This is a genomic window from Alteromonas sp. P256 (genome assembly GCF_036864455.1).
Classification (GTDB): domain Bacteria; phylum Pseudomonadota; class Gammaproteobacteria; order Enterobacterales; family Alteromonadaceae; genus Alteromonas.
In genome coordinates this window covers 239,627-258,970 of the sequence record NZ_JAZETM010000004.1, presented here as the reverse complement: position 1 = coordinate 258,970, position 19,344 = coordinate 239,627, and the positions used below count along the sequence as shown (strand labels likewise).

General features: G+C 45.1%; 17 protein-coding genes. 11 read left to right on the top strand and 6 right to left on the bottom strand.

Translation table 11 applies throughout. The features are described 5' to 3' along the window. Window positions 1-10: 10 nt before the first annotated feature. The gene (prsR, locus tag V7R39_RS08915) at window positions 11-1,372 is read left to right on the top strand and encodes a PEP-CTERM-box response regulator transcription factor (protein WP_334030144.1); all 1,362 of its coding nucleotides are present in this window, start codon (window positions 11-13) and stop codon (window positions 1,370-1,372) included. A gap of 201 nt (window positions 1,373-1,573) precedes the next feature. Here the strand turns inward: prsR and V7R39_RS08910 are convergent, their stop codons facing one another. From V7R39_RS08910 to V7R39_RS08890, 5 genes are all read right to left on the bottom strand, one after another. After that, window positions 1,574-1,999 carry a hypothetical protein gene (locus V7R39_RS08910; protein WP_334030143.1) on the bottom strand — a complete coding sequence of 142 codons (426 nt, stop codon included), beginning with the start codon at window positions 1,997-1,999 and terminating at the stop codon, window positions 1,574-1,576. Window positions 2,000-2,225: 226 nt separating this feature from the next. After that, window positions 2,226-2,528, bottom strand: a complete 303-nt coding sequence (locus V7R39_RS08905; RefSeq protein ID WP_334030142.1) for an ADP-ribosylglycohydrolase — start codon at window positions 2,526-2,528, stop codon at window positions 2,226-2,228. A gap of 4 nt (window positions 2,529-2,532) precedes the next feature. Next, on the bottom strand, window positions 2,533-4,677 hold the full coding sequence (locus tag V7R39_RS08900; RefSeq protein WP_334030140.1) for a diguanylate cyclase: 2,145 nt from the start codon (window positions 4,675-4,677) through the stop codon (window positions 2,533-2,535). A 310-nt stretch (window positions 4,678-4,987) separates the two neighbouring features. Beyond that, on the bottom strand, window positions 4,988-5,401 hold the full coding sequence (locus tag V7R39_RS08895; RefSeq protein WP_334030138.1) for a replication protein RepA: 414 nt from the start codon (window positions 5,399-5,401) through the stop codon (window positions 4,988-4,990). After that, complete coding sequence (locus V7R39_RS08890; protein ID WP_032097450.1) at window positions 5,361-6,056, bottom strand: AAA family ATPase; 696 nt, start codon at window positions 6,054-6,056, stop codon at window positions 5,361-5,363. Before V7R39_RS08890 ends, V7R39_RS08895 begins: the two co-directional genes overlap by 41 nt. Window positions 6,057-6,527: 471 nt before the next feature. On the opposite strand from V7R39_RS08890, the gene V7R39_RS08885 reads away from it, so the two are divergent. Both V7R39_RS08885 and V7R39_RS08880 read left to right on the top strand, forming a co-directional pair. Further along, on the top strand, window positions 6,528-7,268 hold the full coding sequence (locus V7R39_RS08885; protein WP_334030136.1) for a glutathione peroxidase: 741 nt from the start codon (window positions 6,528-6,530) through the stop codon (window positions 7,266-7,268). 173 nt (window positions 7,269-7,441) lie between these two features. Continuing rightward, window positions 7,442-8,506: an alpha/beta hydrolase gene (locus V7R39_RS08880; RefSeq protein ID WP_438823531.1), complete on the top strand. Its 1,065-nt coding sequence runs from the start codon at window positions 7,442-7,444 to the stop codon at window positions 8,504-8,506. A gap of 296 nt (window positions 8,507-8,802) precedes the next feature. On the opposite strand, the gene V7R39_RS08875 is transcribed toward V7R39_RS08880, so the two are convergent. Beyond that, a complete protein-coding gene (locus V7R39_RS08875; RefSeq protein ID WP_334030134.1) occupies window positions 8,803-10,089 on the bottom strand; it encodes a dipeptidase in 1,287 nt (428 codons plus the stop codon). Window positions 10,090-10,631: 542 nt separating this feature from the next. On the opposite strand from V7R39_RS08875, the gene V7R39_RS08870 reads away from it, so the two are divergent. The 8 genes from V7R39_RS08870 (at window position 10,632) to mraY (ending at window position 19,344) form a co-directional block, all read left to right on the top strand. After that, on the top strand, window positions 10,632-11,408 hold the full coding sequence (locus V7R39_RS08870) for a SapC family protein (RefSeq protein ID WP_334030132.1): 777 nt from the start codon (window positions 10,632-10,634) through the stop codon (window positions 11,406-11,408). A gap of 389 nt (window positions 11,409-11,797) precedes the next feature. Next, complete coding sequence (gene mraZ, locus V7R39_RS08865; protein WP_032097455.1) at window positions 11,798-12,256, top strand: division/cell wall cluster transcriptional repressor MraZ; 459 nt, start codon at window positions 11,798-11,800, stop codon at window positions 12,254-12,256. After that, window positions 12,253-13,209, top strand: coding sequence for a 16S rRNA (cytosine(1402)-N(4))-methyltransferase RsmH (gene rsmH / locus V7R39_RS08860; protein ID WP_334030130.1), 957 nt, complete (start codon window positions 12,253-12,255; stop codon window positions 13,207-13,209). Before mraZ ends, rsmH begins: the two co-directional genes overlap by 4 nt. After that, a complete protein-coding gene (gene ftsL, locus V7R39_RS08855) occupies window positions 13,206-13,535 on the top strand; it encodes a cell division protein FtsL (protein ID WP_334030128.1) in 330 nt (109 codons plus the stop codon). The genes rsmH and ftsL overlap by 4 nt, the downstream gene beginning before the upstream one ends. Continuing rightward, window positions 13,532-15,307: a penicillin-binding transpeptidase domain-containing protein gene (locus tag V7R39_RS08850; RefSeq protein ID WP_334030126.1), complete on the top strand. Its 1,776-nt coding sequence runs from the start codon at window positions 13,532-13,534 to the stop codon at window positions 15,305-15,307. The genes ftsL and V7R39_RS08850 overlap by 4 nt, the downstream gene beginning before the upstream one ends. Further along, on the top strand, window positions 15,297-16,874 hold the full coding sequence (locus V7R39_RS08845) for a UDP-N-acetylmuramoyl-L-alanyl-D-glutamate--2,6-diaminopimelate ligase (protein WP_334030125.1): 1,578 nt from the start codon (window positions 15,297-15,299) through the stop codon (window positions 16,872-16,874). Before V7R39_RS08850 ends, V7R39_RS08845 begins: the two co-directional genes overlap by 11 nt. Continuing rightward, window positions 16,871-18,268, top strand: coding sequence for a UDP-N-acetylmuramoyl-tripeptide--D-alanyl-D-alanine ligase (locus tag V7R39_RS08840; RefSeq protein WP_334030123.1), 1,398 nt, complete (start codon window positions 16,871-16,873; stop codon window positions 18,266-18,268). Before V7R39_RS08845 ends, V7R39_RS08840 begins: the two co-directional genes overlap by 4 nt. After that, complete coding sequence (gene mraY / locus V7R39_RS08835) at window positions 18,262-19,344, top strand: phospho-N-acetylmuramoyl-pentapeptide-transferase (protein WP_334030122.1); 1,083 nt, start codon at window positions 18,262-18,264, stop codon at window positions 19,342-19,344. Before V7R39_RS08840 ends, mraY begins: the two co-directional genes overlap by 7 nt.

The window sequence follows — 19,344 nt, the reverse complement described above, 5'->3', positions numbered from 1 at the left end:
GGATGACAAGATGACAGACACCATACTGGTAGTTGATGATGACCTCGGTATCCAAAAGCAGCTTAAGTGGAGTTTAACCGACTACAACGTTGTGTTTGCCGATGATCACACCTCGGCAATTGCCCAGTTGCGACGTCATGAGCCCAAAGTTGTTACTCTTGACCTAGGGCTCCCTCCAGACCCTGCAAACGCTTCAGAGGGACTGCGTATACTTCACGATATAATTTCTCTCGCGCCTCGTACAAAGGTAATAGTGGTAACGGGCAACAGCGATAAACAAAATGCGTTAAAGGCCATCGACTTCGGTGCCTATGACTTTTATCAAAAACCTATCGACTCAGATACGATAAAGCTGTTGGTAAATCGCGCCTTAAACTTAGCAAAATTGGAACACGAGAACGCTATTTTAGCCCGTACTCGTACCGGGATGTCTCGAATTGTAGGAAACAGCGAAGCCATTCAGACGGTGGTAAGACGTGCAGAAAAAATAGCAAATACTGATATCAGTACGCTGCTTCTTGGGGAAAGTGGTACAGGTAAAGAAGTGTTTGCCCGCAGTATTCACGAACATAGCCCGCGAAAAGATAAGCCGTTCGTAGCAATAAACTGCGCATCGATACCAGAAAATTTACTGGAGAGCGAGCTATTTGGTTATGAGAAAGGCGCGTTTACAGGCGCTAACAAAACTACGCTGGGTAAAATAGAAACCGCCCAGGGCGGGACTCTATTTCTTGATGAAATTGGCGATATGCCTATTGGCTTACAGGCAAAAATGCTGCGTTTTCTTCAAGAGCGCATTATCGAACGTGTAGGTGGAAGAAATGAGATACCCGTTGATATACGAGTTATCTGTGCGACCCACAGAGATCTGCAGGCCATGGTAGCGAGCGAAACATTCAGAGAAGATTTATACTACAGGGTAGGGGAAATGCCTATTATGATCCCACCGTTACGAGACAGGGATCAGGATGTCATTTTACTCGCACGAACGTTTCTCAATACTTATCGGGAAGAATTTAAAGCGAAGGCAAAAAGTTTTTCCGAATCTGCGGTTAATGCCATGCTTGCTCACAAATGGCCTGGCAATATTCGGGAAATGCAGAATAAACTTAAATCAGCGGTAATTATGGCCGAGGGAACGGTGATACAGCCAGATGATTTAGGGTTGTTACCTGCAGATGGTGTTGACGAGCCCACCACATTAAATTTGAGAGAAGTGCGAGAAATAGCGGAAAGCAAGGCAATTCGAAACGCTTATCAAAAAGCTGAAAAGAACATGTCAAAGACAGCGGAGTTACTCGGGGTTACAAGGCCAACGCTTTATTCGCTTATTGATAAATATCACTTGGAAGATATTAAAAGTAGCGACTGAGCTAGAGAAACAGGCTTGCGTACCTGTACCATGAAATAATAGGCCGTTAAAAAGCGGCGAGTAAACACAAGAACTGTTGAGTAGTTTCCATAACGTGAAGTGTTGATTGGCTTACGCCAACTAACACTTCACAGGGCAACTTGCTAAATAGCTAGGAAATTCGTACTCGTTGAATTAGCCTTGCGAATCGCATTCACTAAATTAGTCTTGCGTGTCGCATTCGCTAACGTCGCCACCCATTTTCTTCTTCATTTTGATACACGCTTCGCGCATTTTTTCTGATGCAGCATCTTTCAGCTCTTCAGATTTTTTAGCGCCTTTGTCCATCATTTCAGAGCCCATTTCTTTGCCGTCTTCGTATGCATCAGAAGCCATATCTTTGCCGTTTTCATACGCGTCAGACGCCATCTCTTTACCTTCTTCGTAGGCATCAGATGTTGCATCTTTGGTCTCATCCCATGAACCTGCTGCTTTCTCTTTTGCATTTTCATAGGTATCAGCAGTTGCTTCGCCTGCCTTTTCCATTTCAGCCATTACTTCTTCTTTTGGCTCTTCTTTCTGATCAGAGCAGCCTGCTACGCCAAGGGTGGTAAGTAGTAGTGCTAGCGCAATTGTTTTTGTTTTCATGGTAAAACTCCTTTTGCCGGATAATTTGAGTGCTGTTGTTACAAGTTGATAAGTGTAGAACAGGCAATGAAGAATCCATATTTTAGCCTTAGTCTTCGCTTAACTTCACGAGTCTAGCTTAATTCTAAAGCAAAGTGTGAGAAGTATTTGTAAAGCGAGAATTAGCGCCGCAAACGAAGAAACTGCAATGGGTCAATGCCATAGTGAATTAAATGGGGCCGTCAATTTAGATAGCTCCAACAGGCTTACTATGCCCTGTAAACATAACCTCAAGCTGGAAAGTATTTGGCTTTACTTCCACAAACAGCAGCGAACCGCATATATGGCAAATATGATGTGTTTCGCCGCTTGAGGCATGGAGTCGTGCGACACTTGATGGTGCGCAATCTACAATGACATGCTGTTTATCAGCTTCAAGTAGTATCTTACTGTCATCTGTTGGCAGTGACGTTGAAGAATGAGCTTCAAAATGGTTGCCATCGGCTAATTCAAAATGCACAGCTTGGCATTTGCAATTTCCCCTATACATACTGTTACCTCGTTACTTCTTCAGGCCATTGAATACTAGCGATATTGTTAAATGATGTTGCTATTCTTGAACTTGGAAAGTCGAACTTACAGTCTAAGGGCGTTCGATTGGCATCTGTCGTATGATACGTTTCGATTAGTCCAATCCACCCATTTCTCCCTGAAAGTTTAGCGGCATACAACGCATAATCAACTACCGCAAACGTTCGTTGCCACGCCTTATCGAAATGAGAAATTTCGTTAGGTGGCAGCAGTGAAAACCCAATGCTGCAGGTAAGCTTAACAGTCTTGTCATTGCCAATATTAAACACAGTGCTTGCGACTGTTGCCCGGCAACGCTCTGCTAATTCAGGAAGCTCTTCTCGCGAGGAGTGACGGCAAACCACAAGAAATTCTTCCCCGCCCCAGCGGATAATTAAATCGGTATGCCTAAATACCTCTTTAAGTACAGATGAAAATCCTTCGAGCACCTTATCGCCTGCCAAATGCCCATAATCATCATTGATACTTTTAAAGTGGTCTATATCAATGAGTAAACACAGCAGATCCCGCTGCTTTGACGGCGCAGATATATTGGCAATTTCAGCCTGACTGCGTTTAATCTCTGAAGGTAGTTGCGATTCCAAGTAATGTCGATTGTATAACCCAGTGAGTGGGTCGCGTAAGCTAACATGCTCTAAGGTTTTGTAGGCTTGTTCTAACTCACTATTTTTTTCTTGCAAGATTTCAGTTTGTTGCCTAACCTCACGGCGTAAAATAATGGTTTGTTGGCGCTGCTTAAACCTACTCCACATTAAAAAGAGCATGAGTAATACTGCTACAGATGCACTCCAGAAAAGGGTGTTTTTTAGTTTTTCTCGCTCTGCTTTTGCAATAACAAGCTGTTTGGACTCTTCCAGTTTTTCAAGCTCTCCGGACTGCCTGACAAGCTCAATTTCAGCTTGAAGCCCCTTTAAGGCATTCTGGGTTTCGGAATTAAGAAGCGCCTCGCGAAGCTCTTGAACCACCGACTGTATGTCCAGTGCTTTCTCGAAATCGCCAAGGCTAACATTGGCGCTTAACTGAATAGCTAAAAAGCGCAATTGGTCTCGCACGTTCCCATGTTTTCTAGCGTCTACGGTGCCGGCGCGGGCGAAGACGAGAGCTAGGTCAAACTGTCGTTCTCGCATATAGCCCTGAGCAAGCGCTAAGCGCACATCATTGACTAAACCAATTTGTCCTGATTCCAATGCAAAGCTCATTGCCTCTTGCAACAAAGCAGTTCCTTTAGCTGTGTCTCCCGTTTCTAACAGCGCTTTGCCCATTGACATCTTTGCCTCGAAAATAGCGCCTACATCATTGGTCGATAAAAGAAGGTCAAGCCCATCAGTAATTGATAGCAGTGCCTCTTCTTTCTCGTTGTCTCTTAACTGCAGGCTTCCCATTTTGGTTTTTATCATTCCCAATAAGCGCTTATTTTCTGCATTTGCGCTCAAGTCGGAAACTGCAGAATAGGCGTCCTCATAATACGTAAAGGCGAGGGAGGTGTGGTCAAGTAAAGCGTAAATATCTCCAATATGAGATAAGCACAAACTGGAATAAGTGACGTTGTCGTTATCTCGAAATACAGCCAAAGCGAGCGTTAAAGGCTCCAAAGCGAGCTCTAATTTATCTTGCTCTTTATATACAATGCCTAACTCTAAATGCACTCTTGCTTTAAGCTGTCTGTCATTTCGCATTTCGGCAATCGATAGGGATCTGCGCAAATACTCTTCTGCTGAAGCGTAATTTGAAAGGTGCCGTTCAGCGCTGGCTAAGTGTAGAAGTGAACGAGCTACGTTGAGTAACTGGCCTTCACGTGTATAAGTTTCAAGCGCTGCGTTTAATACTGCTTTGGAAACTTTAAATCGTGAGTAGGTTTGAAGCAGCTTTCCCAGTGGTAGATAACCTGATGAGGCGTTATCTTTTTGAAGCGACGTTTCTATAAAAAGCAACGCTTGTCTGTCAGCATCTGAATACCTTTTTGCTTCTAGAAGCCCGCTAATAACGTTGAGTTCATTGAATTCGTTTTTTTTATAACTTTGTGCATGCGATGGTGTGACGAAGATACTGCTTAGTAAAAGAGAAAGAACAAGAACAAGCGAGTGAATGAGCTTTAAGCTGTAAACCACGTTCTTCCTCCTGAGTTGCGTGATAAGATTTTTAATAGTAACTCTGTAGCTGATAGCGTTGTAGGTGTCGCGTTTTAGATAGAGCTTTTGGGCTCTTTTTTTAGCGGTCCTTGTTTTTGGAGCGCTAAGTAGCAAGTGCCGCCATGATGGCATCGATATGCTGCCATCATGCATAGACGATACGCTGTTTTTAAATAGTGTCTAAGATGGCGGTTATACTTTAGTATAAATAATTAAGCGAACTGAGCCTAAACAAAGCTCAGTGTTTTATAGTCTCTATTTCTTTATGAAGCGTGTTGAGTCACCACGCTCATTTCTTTTTAGCACCGCCACCTGTGCTAGCGCTTTCTGTAAATAGAGGTTTTGTTACTTGGCGTTTGGCAAATTCAACTGATATCCATTCTCTTATTAGTGCTGATTTCGCCACACCACTATCTTGTGAGAGTAGTGAAAGCTGTGTAATGCATTCGGGTGTAAGCGTGAAAGTTGCATGGCGCATTCCTTTTGGCTTCTTCTGAATGGCATCACACTTAACCGCTTTCAGACACGGTTTTAATTGGGTGCCTTTTGGTCTTTGGTGCGGGTTTGCCTGCGTTTCTAATGGCGTTTCTTGATGTAACCCCTTACCCGCTGCGTAAGATATAGCATCGTCAATAAACGAATCGACAGTGTGAAGCGTGGCTTTAGCTGACGGCTTCGACTTTTTGAGGCTGAGTAAACTCATGCGAATCCTCCACTTTTCCCGCTAATAGCTCTTCAAACAACGTTCTTATTTCGTGAGAGGCTTTACCTTCTGGCTCACTCTCTATGACTGACTGTCCTGATTCTTCTGAGTCATCATACATATTGCGGCTAAATGTGACTGCGTTAAGCACCGGAATACCGAAAGAGCGGCATACCTCTTTCGCTTCTAAAATTCGTCCTGCAAGGCTAGGAAGAGAAGGACACTGCGTTACAACAAATGCCGCATTCATTTTTGGATTTACCATTTTACACGTCGACAATATATCTTCCATGTGAGGAACGGTTTTTAAGTCTCTGCGTTTAGGGCGAAGCGGAATAAGAATATGATCGGCCACTGCCATAGAAGAGCGAAGTGCAAGGTTGTCTTGCCCACCACAATCTATTACGACGTAATCGTAATACTGGCGAAGATTTAAAAGTTCGTTACGTATTTTTCCGTATAACTGAACGCAATTTATTTCAGCGAGTCTCGGGTTGGCTTTTCTCTCTTGGATCCAATCCGATGTGGTTCGTTGAGGGTCACAGTCGACCATTAGCACATTTGCTCCTTTTTCGGTACGCAAATACACTGCTATGTTTTGGGCTAAGCAACTTTTACCGCTTCCGCCTTTTTCACCACCGACGAGAATAATCATGGTACAAACCCTCAAGTAAACCTTTAATAAATCGTTGTGCTACCAGCGCGAACCGCGTGTTGAATTTGCGGCGTCGGTAACCCATAAAATCAAGCATAGAAACACTTGAGTGAATCTTCAGCATCAAAAACGATATTAACGAATGTAGTTAAATACCTAATCATGATTAAGTGACCGTTGATATGGCATACTCGCACCGTAACGCAGTTTATAGAGCGTGCCGCAGTTTTAAGAGGCTATCTATTGATTTGTGATCTAACACAAACTAGTCTTGTTACAACGTGTTTTTCTATTGTGTACTTGAGATGCAGAATCACTGCACCTTTAATATGTGTCGCGAATCTGCGCACAAACAACATGTGGCGTGAGTGTGCGCACAAAGCACGTAGAGTGAACAATATTCACGCAGCAAAATTTGTACAGCAAAGATAAGCAGCCCCTAGTAACAGTAATTTTAATAGTGAGAGAAATATGTCAGAGAGCCGTTTCACATCCAAAGAAGGCCAAAAAGTACCAAGCGTAACGTTTCAGTGTAGAGAAGGTGAGTCGTGGGTAGCGAAAACGACGGACGACATTTTTGCGAAAAAGAACGTTGTCGTGTTTTCTTTACCGGGGGCATTCACGCCAACGTGCTCATCTACACATCTACCTCGTTTTAACGCCCTTGCGAAAAAGTTCGCTAAGCACGGTATCGACGACATTGTGTGCATGTCAGTGAATGACACTTTTGTTATGAATGCATGGTCTGCTGACCAAGAGGCAGAAAATATTACCGTTATACCCGATGGAAATGGAGAGTTTACTGATGGCATGGGCATGCTAGTAGACAAAGCAGACTTAGGGTTTGGTAAACGCAGCTGGCGCTATTCTATGCTAGTGAAAGACGGCGTGGTTGATAAAATGTTTATTGAACCAGATGTGCCGGGCGACCCATTTGAAGTATCAGATGCCGACACTATGCTCGCATACATAGCCCCTGAAGAAGAGGCGAATGCACCGGTTGCACTCATTACTAAACCCGGTTGTCCTTTCTGTGCAAAGGCCAAAGCACTGCTTACAGAAAAAGGCTATGATTATGAAGAGCTCGTGCTGGGCAAAGATGCGACGTTAACCAGCCTTTCAGCAATGAGTGGAAGAGAAACAGTCCCTCAAGTGTTTATCGGTGGTAAGCACATTGGTGGCTCTGATGATTTAGAAGCCTTCTTCAGCTAAACGGGTTGTTGTAAGCTAAAGGTAATTTGAACACCAATTAGCGGGGCCGTGATAACATGGCCCCGTTTTTTATTGTCATATGCTAACCGCCGTTTTTTTGAGTTTTTCCGTGGAGATTTAAGGTGTCGTCAAAATTAGGTTTTAAACTACTTTCTGCGCTCATACTGTCGTTAATGTCGATGTTAGCTGGGGCGAATGAAGCCAATGAACGCTTTAAAAGCTTTTACGAGAGCGAGTGGGGACAGACACAGACTTGCCGCGAAACGGCGTTAAATAAGTTTGGCGTTTGCAGCAACGTTTTGCGAAACGAGGGAAATGCGCCTTTTATTTTGCACAATAAAAATAGCGAACGGGTTGCAGTGTTAGTGCACGGTTTAAGCGACTCTCCCTTTTTCATGCGTGCAATAGCACAAGTATTGTTTGATGAAGGTTTTTCAGTTGTGGTGCCGCTGCTACCGGGTCACGGCTTACGAGAAGCCGATGACGATATGTCGGATTGGAACCTTGCAGAGCGCTGGCAAGCCCACGTAGACGATGTCATTTCATTAGCTGGCACTATGGGAGACACTCTTGTAGTCGGCGGATTTTCCACGGGTGGTGCGTTAGCCGTTGATAACTATCTTACCAAGGAAAACAATATTGATGGACTCATGCTGTTTTCGGGGGCGTTAGCGTTGTCTGATAACGCGGAAGGCATGTCTCGAATTTGGGGTATAAAATTGCTTGCCAAAATTGTTGATGGCACTTACGAAACTCATGGTCCCAATCCTTATAAGTACCCTAACGTGGCTGGTTTTGCTGGCTTAGAGCTAATGGATATCATTAATGATATTCGCGACGTGATGGATGCTTCCAATGGCACTGAAGATAGTTCTGATGGCAGTACTTTTGAAAAAAACAGCGCTGATAAAAACAGCGCTGATAAAAACAGCTCTGGCGCACAGAAGCACATAGACATCCCTGTATTTGCTGCCCACTCTCAGGCGGATTCAACAACACCCATTTACGGGGTTGAAAACCTGATAGCGCAAAGTAAAGGTATCAACACGTTTTTCGTGATTGATGAATCATACAAGCTTTGCCATGCCGACTTAGTCGTTAACGCTGCGCTGCTTGCCAAAATGGACTTTAATGCAAACATGGTCAATCAACAGGAAGAATGCGCTATTCCAAAAGCAAACCCGTTGTTCCCTACCATGAAACTGATGTTAGTTGATTACCTGGCTAATTTTAAGTAAAGCAGGTTTAAGCAAGTCAGGTTTAAGTAAGGCAGATTTAAGTAAGGCAGGTTTAACCGTTGCGTTAAAAATCAGTGGCACAAGCCAGTACAGCACACGTAAGTAAAACATAAGCAACGAAGCCGTTTTAAACTAAGTGTGGATTGCAAGCTGACGACACTATGATTCAATAGACAGTAGCAATAAACAGCAAGAAAAAGGGGCGTTTTCTGTAGTGAAAACGCCCCTTTTTTTAATATTTTAGATTACATAAGACTCGGTGGGCAACAGTTACAGCCGTCTTTAATAAACGTGTTTTAGTGTGTTTCTGCGTAGTCTTCTACCTGTTGCCATACACGCAGTAAATTGCCACTCAATATCTTCTCAATATCGGCTCGGCTGTAGTCTCTGTCTAACAAGCCTTGCACTAAGTTTGGAAAACTCGACACGTCCTTCAGGCCTATTGGTAATGAGTCGCCAACGCCGTCATAGTCTGAGCCAATGCCTACGTGGTCAACGCCAATTAACTTAACTACATGATCAATATGGTCCAACACTTCGTCAAGTGTAGAGTATGGATAAGGCACTTCTTTGCGATACTGTGCTTCAAAATCTTCGAGCTTAGGACTGTCTTCGCCTTCAGCTTTTATCAGCGCTTTTCGCGCGTTAGTGAGTCCAGTGCGCCATTGACCCGCTTCTTTAGAAACAAAGCTTGAGCCAAAGTTAATCATGATCACGCCACCATTGTCGCCCAGCTTTTTAATCATGTCATCGTTCATGTTGCGCTCAAACCCTGGAGTAAAACGGCGCAGCGAAGAGTGTGATGCAATGACGGGAACGTGAGTAAGCTCAACCACCTGATAGAAGGCATCATCAGATACATGAGAAATATCCAGCATAATGCCAATGTTGTTCATTTCGCTAACCAACTGCTTCCCAAACGGGCTCAGCCCTTTCCACTGTCGACGCAAGTCATAGGATGAATCTGAAATATGATTAGACTGGCTGTGAGCAAGCGTAATGTAGCGAATGCCGCGTTCGTAAAAATCCTTCAGGTTATCTAAGTTACCCTGAATAGGTGAGCCATTTTCCATTCCAAGTGGAAGTGAAATAATGCCTTTTTCAAAATGTGCCTTTACGTCGCTCGGGCTTTTGGCAATGGCAAACTTATCGGGCGCTCTCGCCACGATAGCCTCTACGGAGTCAATAAGTAAATGTGCCAGTTGGGTTGATTCGGGTGAGTTATCCAAACTGGCTGGAACATAAATACTCATAAAAGGAGCGTTTAACCCTCCTTTTACCGCCCGAGGATAGTCAAAGTCACCATCGTCGGTGGCTTTTGTCACATCAACCCACTGGTTTTTAACTCTATAGGGAACATCAATATGACCATCGACAATAATGGTTTCCTTGGCAATGCTCACCGCTTTATCTGAAGCACTGTATGATTTGGAAACTGTAGAGCCATTGTCCTGTGCCTGGTCTTGAGACAATGGTACAAAAGCGAGTGCGCCAGCAGACAATACGCTGGCGGTAAAAAATGTGGTGATAGCCAGTGCACACTTACTCTTTAAAAAGTGTGTTGTTGGTAGACGCCCCTTCATTATTCTATTCCTTATTTGTTATTTTCATTACTCGTGGGTCATTAGGCGTAGATATAAGCCCTTGTGTTAGAGCTTTTAAACCAAAGCTTAACAGACACAATGAGCCTAATGCATATTTTGGTGGGCTACAACGACTGCTTTTCTATCGCTTATTATCGCAGTTTTTAAACGGGTTATTAGGGCCTGTTTATCACCTGCCTTTCGACTATTAGGCCTATTGGGCTAGGTTTTTACCTCAATTGCTCATTTTTAAAGCGGTCGGGCGTATTTACCTCAAGTTTACATTGCAATAAAAATTTAAAACTTGTTATTGTGAAGCTTGCGTGACTTCATTGCGCGAATACGGGATACTTCATGGCGCTATTTTCGGGAGAATCCCTGGGCGTGTTGACCTTTGCTGTACATCAGAGGTCAGCACGCCCTAGCGCTCGTCCGATGGGTGATGACGATATATCACCTGAACGGCAAAACTACATTTTTTGTGGCTCCGCACTTATCAAAACAAAAGCAGGGGCCACCGTTAACAAGTATGAGAAATAAATATGGCTATTAATTTTGTACCGCTAGATAAAGAAAAGCATAAAGACCTGAAGGTTGCGGTAAATTCATCTTTCAGCTTCGCAAAAAATACTCACCTTGCTGCGGCAACAATTCGTGAGTTTGCACAACTTGCGGCAACTATGCCTTTAGTGTTCATCGAAGATCCAACATCAAAGCGTCACCACGTAGTCACTATGCTAGGTATGGAACAAGGTCAAAACTTGTTTTTAACTGGCGACACGTGGAAAGGCCCTCATGTTCCAATGAACATTCTTCGTTACCCGTTTGACGTTCGTCCAGACGGCGACAAACTAGGTGTATACATCGACGAGAACAGCGACTTAGTATCAACGGGTGAAGGTCAAGCATTGTTCACTGATGCTGGCGAGCCAAGCGAGTTCCTAGACGGTCGTCAGAAGTTCTTAGCAGACCTTGCTAACAGCGAAATGCTAACACAGCGTTTTGTTGCTAAAGTGGTTGAGCTAGACCTTCTTGATCAAATCCAAATTCGCCTAACTTACCAAGACGGTAAGCAACGCAATGTAACTGGCATGATGAGTATCAACGAGAAGAAGTTACTTGAGCTTCCTGAAGAGCAAGTACTTGAGTTACATAAAGCGGGCTTCTTAGGTGCAATCTACGCGGTAATGATGTCTGTAGGTCAGCTAAACCGTTTGGTTGAACTTTCTAACGAGACAGAAAACCCAATTCGCAACATGCAGCTTTCAGCCGTTCAGCCTGAAGATCAACAAGCAAGCGAAGAAGCCCCAAGCGAATAATACATTTAACAGTAGGCTATACGGCCTGGCGTATTTCAAAGCCCCGCTTTTTGCGGGGCTTTTTGTATCTCACACAAATCCACGGTTAGCGACACTATTTACTGCAGTTCATCGATTAATTTTTATAGGCTAAATTTCTTTTCCCATTATTTTTCTCTTTTTTACATGCCTAATCATACACTTCCTCTTAGTACTGTATATACACACAGTTTAAAGCCAGTAAATACGCGGGCTTGGCGTCGTTTTTATACTTGACAGTGGGGATCAATGATACCTAAACTGTCACCTAGTGGGTAAATGTGGCGAAATGTGGATCAAATCATCATCACTTTGCAGATTTGTACTCAAAAAGTAAGAAAAATAAAAGCAAATAACAAAAGGCTAGGGGAATGTTCCGCGGCGCTAACGCAATTAATCTGGATACAAAAGGCAGACTAGCTATACCTACGCGGTATCGTCAGTCGCTGCTGGATGATTGTGAGGGACAACTTGTCTGCACTGTCGATACACAGCAAAGTTGTTTGCTACTTTACCCACTTCCCGAATGGGAAGAAATCGAGCTCAAACTCATTAAGCTCTCTAGTATGGTTCCAGCCGAGCGCAGAATGCAGCGCTTGCTATTAGGCCATGCTTCAGAGGGGGAAATGGATAAAAGCGGTCGAATTCTTATACCTACACCTTTGCGTGCTCACGCAAAGCTATCCAAAGAAGTCATGTTAGTTGGTCAGTTAAACAAATTTGAAATTTGGGATGCCGATGTTTGGGCTCAACAAATTGAGGTTGATATAGACACCGAACGCAAAGGCGAATTTGAACTTACCGAACGGCTACAGGATTTCTCTCTATGACATCGCAAAACACGTCATCAACAGGCGAATTTAAACATATTTCCGTATTGCTTGATGAATGTATCGAGGCGTTATCTATAAAGCCTAATGGCACTTATATTGACGCGACTTTTGGACGTGGTGGCCACTCTGCGCACATTTTAGCGGCGTTAGGTAGTGGCGGGAGACTTATTGCGTTTGACCGCGATCCACAAGCTATCAAAGCAGCTGAACGCTTTGCCGAGGACGAACGCTTCAGTATTATTCACGCGCCCTTCGGCAATATGGCCGAAGAAATAGAAGCCTTAGGTTTGACGGGGAAAATTGATGGCGTATTAATGGACTTAGGTGTGTCATCGCCTCAGCTTGACGATGCTGAACGGGGTTTTAGTTTTCTTCGCGATGGCCCTCTTGATATGCGTATGGATACCTCTAAAGGCCAAAGCGCAGCGGATTGGTTGGCGCACGCAGAAGAGCAAGATATCACGCAAGTTATAAAAGAGTTCGGTGAAGAGAAGTTTGGCAAGCGAATAGCCCATGCCATTGTGAATACTCGCAAGGAAACGCCTATTACTCGTACAGCGCAATTGGCGAAAATTATTGATGAAGCCGTGCCGGTAAAAGATAAATATAAGCATCCAGCCACGCGAGCATTCCAAGGCATTCGAATTTACATCAACGCTGAGCTTGAGCAGCTTCGCGTTGGGTTAAAAGCAGCGACGAGGGTGCTGGCAAAAGAAGGTCGACTAGCCGTTATTTCTTTTCACTCGTTAGAAGACAGATTGGTTAAACGTTTTATTAAAGATCAGAGTAAAGGGAAGTCGGTTCCTCACAATATGCCCATTACTCAAGCCGAAATTGATGCCGACAAAGTGCTAAAAGCGCTTAGCCGAGCTATCAAGCCATCTGAGCAAGAAGTCATCAACAACGTGCGCTCTCGAAGCTCAGTATTGCGGGTGGCCGAAAAGCTATGACAACGCCGAATAAAGCCAGTACTAATTTTAATTTAATACTGATTATCGTCTCAGATTTGGCCCGCAACAAGTTGCGGGTTTTGTTATATTTGATGGTTATTACAAGTGCTATGGCCGTGATTTTGAGTAGTCACCACAATAGACAGCAAGTTATTGCATTAGAAGACCTTATGCAGGAGAAAGACGAGCTTGACGTTGAGTGGCGAAATCTCGTGCTTGAGCAACGCGCTTTGACCGAGCACAACCGCATCGAAACCTTAGTTGAAAAGCAGCTTGGTATGTATCGTCCTACTGCCGATGATGAAGTGGTGGTTAGACTTAAATGAGCACGGTATCAACTACTCGGTCGCGCAAGAAGACAGGCGCAAAACAAAACGTAACGCCAAGTTTCATGCACTGGCGATTCCTCGTTGTGCTTGTTGTTATTACCTCCGTGTTTGGCGTACTTGCGGCCCGCGCGGCGTTTATTCAAGTGATAGAGCCCGATGAACTTATTCAACAGGGTGATAGCCGCACACTGCGCACTCGCGATATGCCCACCTACCGCGGCATTATTACCGACAGAAACGGCGTTGAACTAGCGGTAAGCGTGCCGGTAAGAGCCATCTATGCCGATCCAAAAGTTATCCATGAAAACAACGGTTTTGAGGAAGTTCGCCGCTGGGATGCGCTGGCAGACGTTTTACGTCAAGACGTGACTGAACTGAAAGATAAGGTAGCAAACCCTAAACGTCGATTTGTGTATCTGCAGCGCCAGGTATCGCCAGCTATGGCCGAATACGTGGACAAACTGGATATTCCCGGTATTTATCTCAGAAGGGAAAGTCGCCGTTATTACCCAACCGGTGAAGTATCAGCACAGCTTATTGGCATCACCGATGTTGATGATACCGGTGTTGAAGGTCTTGAGCACATGTTTGATGAGTGGTTAACGGGTACGCCTGGCTCTCGAAAAATCCGTCGCGATGCAAAAGGGCGGCAGGTAGAAATTCTGGAGACCAAAGCAGGCGAAAAAGCCGGTAATCTTCAGCTTGCTATAGACCAACGTATTCAGGCTTTGGCGTATAAGGAAATTAAAGAAGCCATGATTTATTATCAGTCCAGCTCTGCATCAGCCATGGTGGTTGATGTAAAAACGGGCGATGTGTTGGCCATGGTAAACGCACCGTCGTTTAATCCTAATGACAGAAGTGACATTGCGCCGCACAGAATGCGTAATCGCGTGATTACTGATGCCTTTGAGCCGGGCTCTGCGTTAAAACCATTAGCGGTGCTAACGGCACTTGAGTTCGGTGAAGTAGAACCTAACGATACTATTGATACCAGTCCCGGCTGGATGCGTCTTGGCGGTAGCTTAGTCAAAGACTCTCGCAATTACGGTGAACTATCCCTTGAAGAAATTATTCAACACTCAAGCAACATGGGAACATCTAAACTAGGGCTTTCTGTGCCTAAAAACTTCCTATTAGACACCTACTACAACCTCGGTTTAATGAGCGACACTGGGCTTAATATGTCTGGGGAAAGCAGCGGCATTTTCCATGAAAGAAGCCGGTGGTCTAAATTTGAATTAGCGACGCTGTCTTTTGGCTACGGTATTTCGGTAACCACTGCTCAGTTAGCACGGCTTTACGCCACTATCGCCAACGGTGGAATTAAAACGCCACTTAATATGGTGAAGTCGCCAGAGCAGCCTGCATGGCAAGGGCAGGCCGAACGCGTGATTAGTGAAGAGAACGCAAAAGCCATTGTTCAAATGATGGAGAGCGTTACCCAGCGTGGTGGTACAGCAACCAAGGCTGCTGTACCTGGCTACCGTGTTGCGGGCAAAACGGGCACAAGTCGAAAAGCGGTGGCCGGTGGTTATGGCGAAGAGTATGTGAATATTTTCGCAGGTATTGCTCCTGTTTCCGATCCGCGATTAGTCACGGTTGTGCTTATCAATGAGCCTGGTGGCGATCTATACCACGCAGGCGATACCGCTGCCCCTGTATTTTCATCCATTATGGGCGGGGCACTTCACATATTAAATATTACCCCCGATGACAAGCAGGTCACGTTCAGTCGATTTTTGAAGGGAGGTGAAAGTGGTAGCTAACGCCTTCACTCAAAGCATTCGAGCCTTACTCGCAAAGTTTGGCGTAGATGCCCCAGATATCCGCGTAGAAGGACTCACCCTTGATAGCCGCGAAGTTAACACGCGCTCAGCGTTTGTTGCCATAAAAGGCCATGAAAGGGACGGTCGTGAATTTATTCCCCAAGCTATTAGCTTAGGTGCAAAAGTGATTCTGGCGCAAACTGACGACAGTGATGCCCATGGCGCTATGGAGATGCGTGACCATAGCGTTATCATCTCGCTTTACCAGTTGCCTACTTTGCTATCCACATTAGCGGGCGCATTTTACGATTATCCTGCACAAAAAATGACATCGGTTGCGGTAACGGGTACAAACGGAAAAACATCGACAGTTCAATTGCTTACGCAACTTAAAGACGCGCTAGGTACACGCAGTGCCAGTATTGGAACCTTAGGTAGCAGTGTGTTTGAAGGTGCCGATACTCAGTGGCAGACGACGTCAGCGGCGAATACCACGCCCGATGCCATTCGCATGCAGTACTTGTTGGCAGAGTTTGTGCAAAGCGATGTGCAGCACGTTGCGTTTGAGGCGAGTTCTCATGCTCTGGTTCAGGGGCGTCTGAGTCATGTTAAAACCGATATTGCGGTGTTGACCAACTTAACCCGGGATCATCTTGATTATCATGGCTCTATGGAAGAGTACGCGAAGGCTAAACGTTTGTTGCTAGAACAACCGGGACTTTCGGCAATTGTATTAAATGCAAATGATGAAGAAAGTAAGCGTTGGGACAGTGCGGCAGCACAACACATTACGCGTGTGTGGACTGGTGTAACTAGCAACGAAGTTTCAGTAAGTACGTATGAAAACCAATGCTCCGCTTTAACTACGACTGCAGAGAACACCGCTAGCAAATATTGTTTTGCGTTAAATGCCGAGTATCACGAAGCCGGATGTCGTTTTGACATCCAAAGCTCTTGGGGGAATGCCTCGATAGCGCTTCCGTTATTTGGAGCATTTAATGTAGCCAATGTGCTGAGTGCCATTGCGACTTTATTGCACCAGGGAGAGCGCTTTAACGAGGTGGTCGGCGCCGTCAACGCAACTAAACCCGTTGAAGGGCGTATGGAAGTATTCCCCTTCCAAGCTCACGCCAATGTGGTTGTGGATTACGCTCATACTCCCGATGCCCTTGAAAAAGTGCTTGCCAGCGCTAAGGCACATACAGAAGGAAATGTATGGTGCGTATTTGGCTGCGGTGGAGATAGAGATAAAGGAAAGCGTCCTTTGATGGCGCGCGCGGCAGAAACGGGTGCAGACAGCATAGTGATTACCACCGACAACAGTCGAAGTGAAGCGCCTGAGGACATTGCAAAAGACATTGTTGAAGGGTTGCACAACCCAGACGTTGCGGTGTCTATCCCCGATAGAGAGAAGGCAATTCGTTACTGTTTAGCGCACAGCGCAGCGGGCGACATTATCATCGTGGCGGGTAAAGGCCACGAAAATTACCAAATTATTGGTGATACGAAAATAAATTACGATGAACGTGCAGTAGTGGCGCGACTACAACAGGAATACAGCAAATGATAATTACAACGCTGTCTTGGGTAGCCGAGAAAATAAACGGTACATTAATAGGCAATGATTGCGACGTTTCAAACGTTAGCACAGACACCCGGACAATTAGCGAAGGGGCCGTTTATCTTGCACTCAAAGGCCCTAATTTTAATGGTCACGATTTTGTTAACCAGGCAGAGCGAGCAGGTGCAAAAGCGATAATCGCTAGCGAAGATATTACGACATCCTTACCCGTTATTCAGGTTTCAGACACAAAAGTAGCCTTAGGGTTATTAGGGGCGGCAGTAAAAGCTTCTGTGGCTCCAAAAACTATCGCCATAACAGGCAGCAGTGGCAAAACCACAGTAAAAGAAATGTGCGCATCCATATTGCAAGGTTGCGGAAGTGTGTTGGCCACAAAGGGCAATTTCAATAATGATATTGGTGTCCCGCTTACCTTGCTTCGCCTTGAACCTCATCATGACTTTGCCGTTATGGAGCTTGGTGCAAACCACAAAGGTGAAATTGCCTATACCACCGAACTGGTAAAGCCCGACGTTGCCACCATTGTGAATGCCGCTGCATCGCACCTTGAAGGGTTTGGCAGCGTAGAGGGTGTGGCGCGAGCTAAAAGCGAAATTTTTGATGGCCTGGGCACTGATGGCGTTGCCGTAGTGAACGTCGACAGTGAATTCGGTGGTTTTTGGTTGGAAAAAGTGAGCGGCAAGCAAACCCTTACGTTTTCACCAGAACAAAAAAATGCAGCAGACTTCACTGCCACAGATATTGAAATAAAAGACAACGGCTGTGCGTCTTTTACGCTGAATACACCAGACAGTCACATTGCTATTGCGCTAACTATTCCCGGTATTCACAACGTAGGCAATGCACTACTTGCAGCGGCTCTCACGCTGAATGTTGGCGCCACTCTTGCCGACGTAAGCGCTGGGCTCAGTGCAATGAATCAAGTCGATGGCCGACTTAACGTTAAGCGGCTCAATAAGCAGTTACGGGTGCTTGATGATACTTACAACGCCAATGTTGCCTCGGTGAAAGCCGCTATTAACACCTTGGGCGAATTTTCTGGTTCCAAAGTACTCGTTCTAGGGGATATGGCAGAGCTTGGTGATGAGTCAGATTATTACCATCAGCACGTCGGCGAGTATGCAAAGCAGCAGGGTATAAATTACCTTTACACCATGGGTGCTCTAAGTCATCTGGCGAGTGACTCATTCGGAGGGCGACACTTCGACAACCTTGAACGTCTAATAGCCTCACTACATGACGACGTAGTGACCGCGCACAAAGATATTTCAATTTTGGTAAAAGGATCCCGTAGTTCAAAGATGGAGCAAGTCGTTAAGGCTATTGAAGCCTCTTCATTCGGGCAGTGCGATAGTAATGAGGAGCAAAGTAAATGTTAATGTGGCTGGCCGATTGGCTTACTCAATTCGATTCAGGGTTTAATGTATTCTCGTACCTCACGTTACGGGCTATCTTAAGTACCTTGACTGCGCTTCTTATCGCTATTCTTATCGGTCCTAAAATGATCCGCTATTTGCAAAACATGCAAATAGGCCAAACGGTGCGCGACGATGGTCCGCAAAGTCACTTATCGAAGTCTGGAACGCCTACCATGGGCGGCCTCCTCATACTCGCGGCAATTGTAATAAGCGGTTTGCTGTGGGCTGATTTATCAAATCGATACGTGCTTGTGACGCTTACCGTGGTCGTGGCTTATGGCATTATTGGTTTTGTTGATGACTACAGAAAAGTAATACGCAAAGACTCAAAGGGCCTTATTGCTAGGTGGAAGTACTTTTGGCAATCAGTGATTGCGTTGGGTGTTGCGTTTTATCTTTACAGTAGCGCTACGCTAAGTGCAGAAACATCTCTATTAGTCCCTTTCTTTAAAGAAGTATTCCCGCAGTTAGGGATATTTTTCATCATTATTACTTACTTCGCTATTGTGGGTACCAGTAACGCCGTGAACTTAACCGATGGCCTTGATGGCTTGGCCATTGTCCCAACCATATTAGTTGCCGGTGCGTTTGCCGTTTTTGCCTATGTGACAGGAAACGCAAATTTCGCGGCCTACCTAAATATTCCACACATCCCCCTTACTAGTGAACTGGTGATTGTCTGCACAGCTATGGTGGGCGCAGGACTTGGCTTTTTGTGGTTTAACACCTATCCAGCGCAAGTATTCATGGGCGACGTGGGCTCGTTAGCATTGGGCGGCACACTTGGTGTGCTAGCGGTATTAGTAAGACAGGAGTTAGTACTTATCATAATGGGCGGTGTATTTGTTGTAGAGACGCTTTCCGTGATCTTACAAGTGGGCTCTTACAAATTGCGCGGGCAACGTATTTTTAGAATGGCACCTATTCATCATCACTATGAATTGAAGGGGTGGCCTGAACCCAGAGTTATTGTTCGATTCTGGATCATATCCATTATTTTAGTGCTAGTAGGTCTAGCAACATTGAAGTTGAGATAA

Excerpts from the sequence above, each read along its gene's own strand:
- prsR (WP_334030144.1), top strand. The coding sequence starts at position 11 with ATGACAGACACCATACTGGTAGTTGATGATGACCTCGGTATCCAAAAG.
- V7R39_RS08910 (WP_334030143.1), bottom strand. The coding sequence starts at position 1,999 with ATGAAAACAAAAACAATTGCGCTAGCACTACTACTTACCACCCTTGGC.
- V7R39_RS08905 (WP_334030142.1), bottom strand. The coding sequence starts at position 2,528 with ATGTATAGGGGAAATTGCAAATGCCAAGCTGTGCATTTTGAATTAGCC.
- V7R39_RS08895 (WP_334030138.1), bottom strand. The coding sequence starts at position 5,401 with ATGAGTTTACTCAGCCTCAAAAAGTCGAAGCCGTCAGCTAAAGCCACG.
- V7R39_RS08890 (WP_032097450.1), bottom strand. The coding sequence starts at position 6,056 with ATGATTATTCTCGTCGGTGGTGAAAAAGGCGGAAGCGGTAAAAGTTGC.
- V7R39_RS08885 (WP_334030136.1), top strand. The coding sequence starts at position 6,528 with ATGTCAGAGAGCCGTTTCACATCCAAAGAAGGCCAAAAAGTACCAAGC.
- V7R39_RS08880 (WP_438823531.1), top strand. The coding sequence starts at position 7,442 with ATGTCGATGTTAGCTGGGGCGAATGAAGCCAATGAACGCTTTAAAAGC.
- V7R39_RS08875 (WP_334030134.1), bottom strand. The coding sequence starts at position 10,089 with ATGAAGGGGCGTCTACCAACAACACACTTTTTAAAGAGTAAGTGTGCA.
- V7R39_RS08870 (WP_334030132.1), top strand. The coding sequence starts at position 10,632 with ATGGCTATTAATTTTGTACCGCTAGATAAAGAAAAGCATAAAGACCTG.
- mraZ (WP_032097455.1), top strand. The coding sequence starts at position 11,798 with ATGTTCCGCGGCGCTAACGCAATTAATCTGGATACAAAAGGCAGACTA.
- rsmH (WP_334030130.1), top strand. The coding sequence starts at position 12,253 with ATGACATCGCAAAACACGTCATCAACAGGCGAATTTAAACATATTTCC.
- ftsL (WP_334030128.1), top strand. The coding sequence starts at position 13,206 with ATGACAACGCCGAATAAAGCCAGTACTAATTTTAATTTAATACTGATT.
- V7R39_RS08850 (WP_334030126.1), top strand. The coding sequence starts at position 13,532 with ATGAGCACGGTATCAACTACTCGGTCGCGCAAGAAGACAGGCGCAAAA.
- V7R39_RS08840 (WP_334030123.1), top strand. The coding sequence starts at position 16,871 with ATGATAATTACAACGCTGTCTTGGGTAGCCGAGAAAATAAACGGTACA.
- mraY (WP_334030122.1), top strand. The coding sequence starts at position 18,262 with ATGTTAATGTGGCTGGCCGATTGGCTTACTCAATTCGATTCAGGGTTT.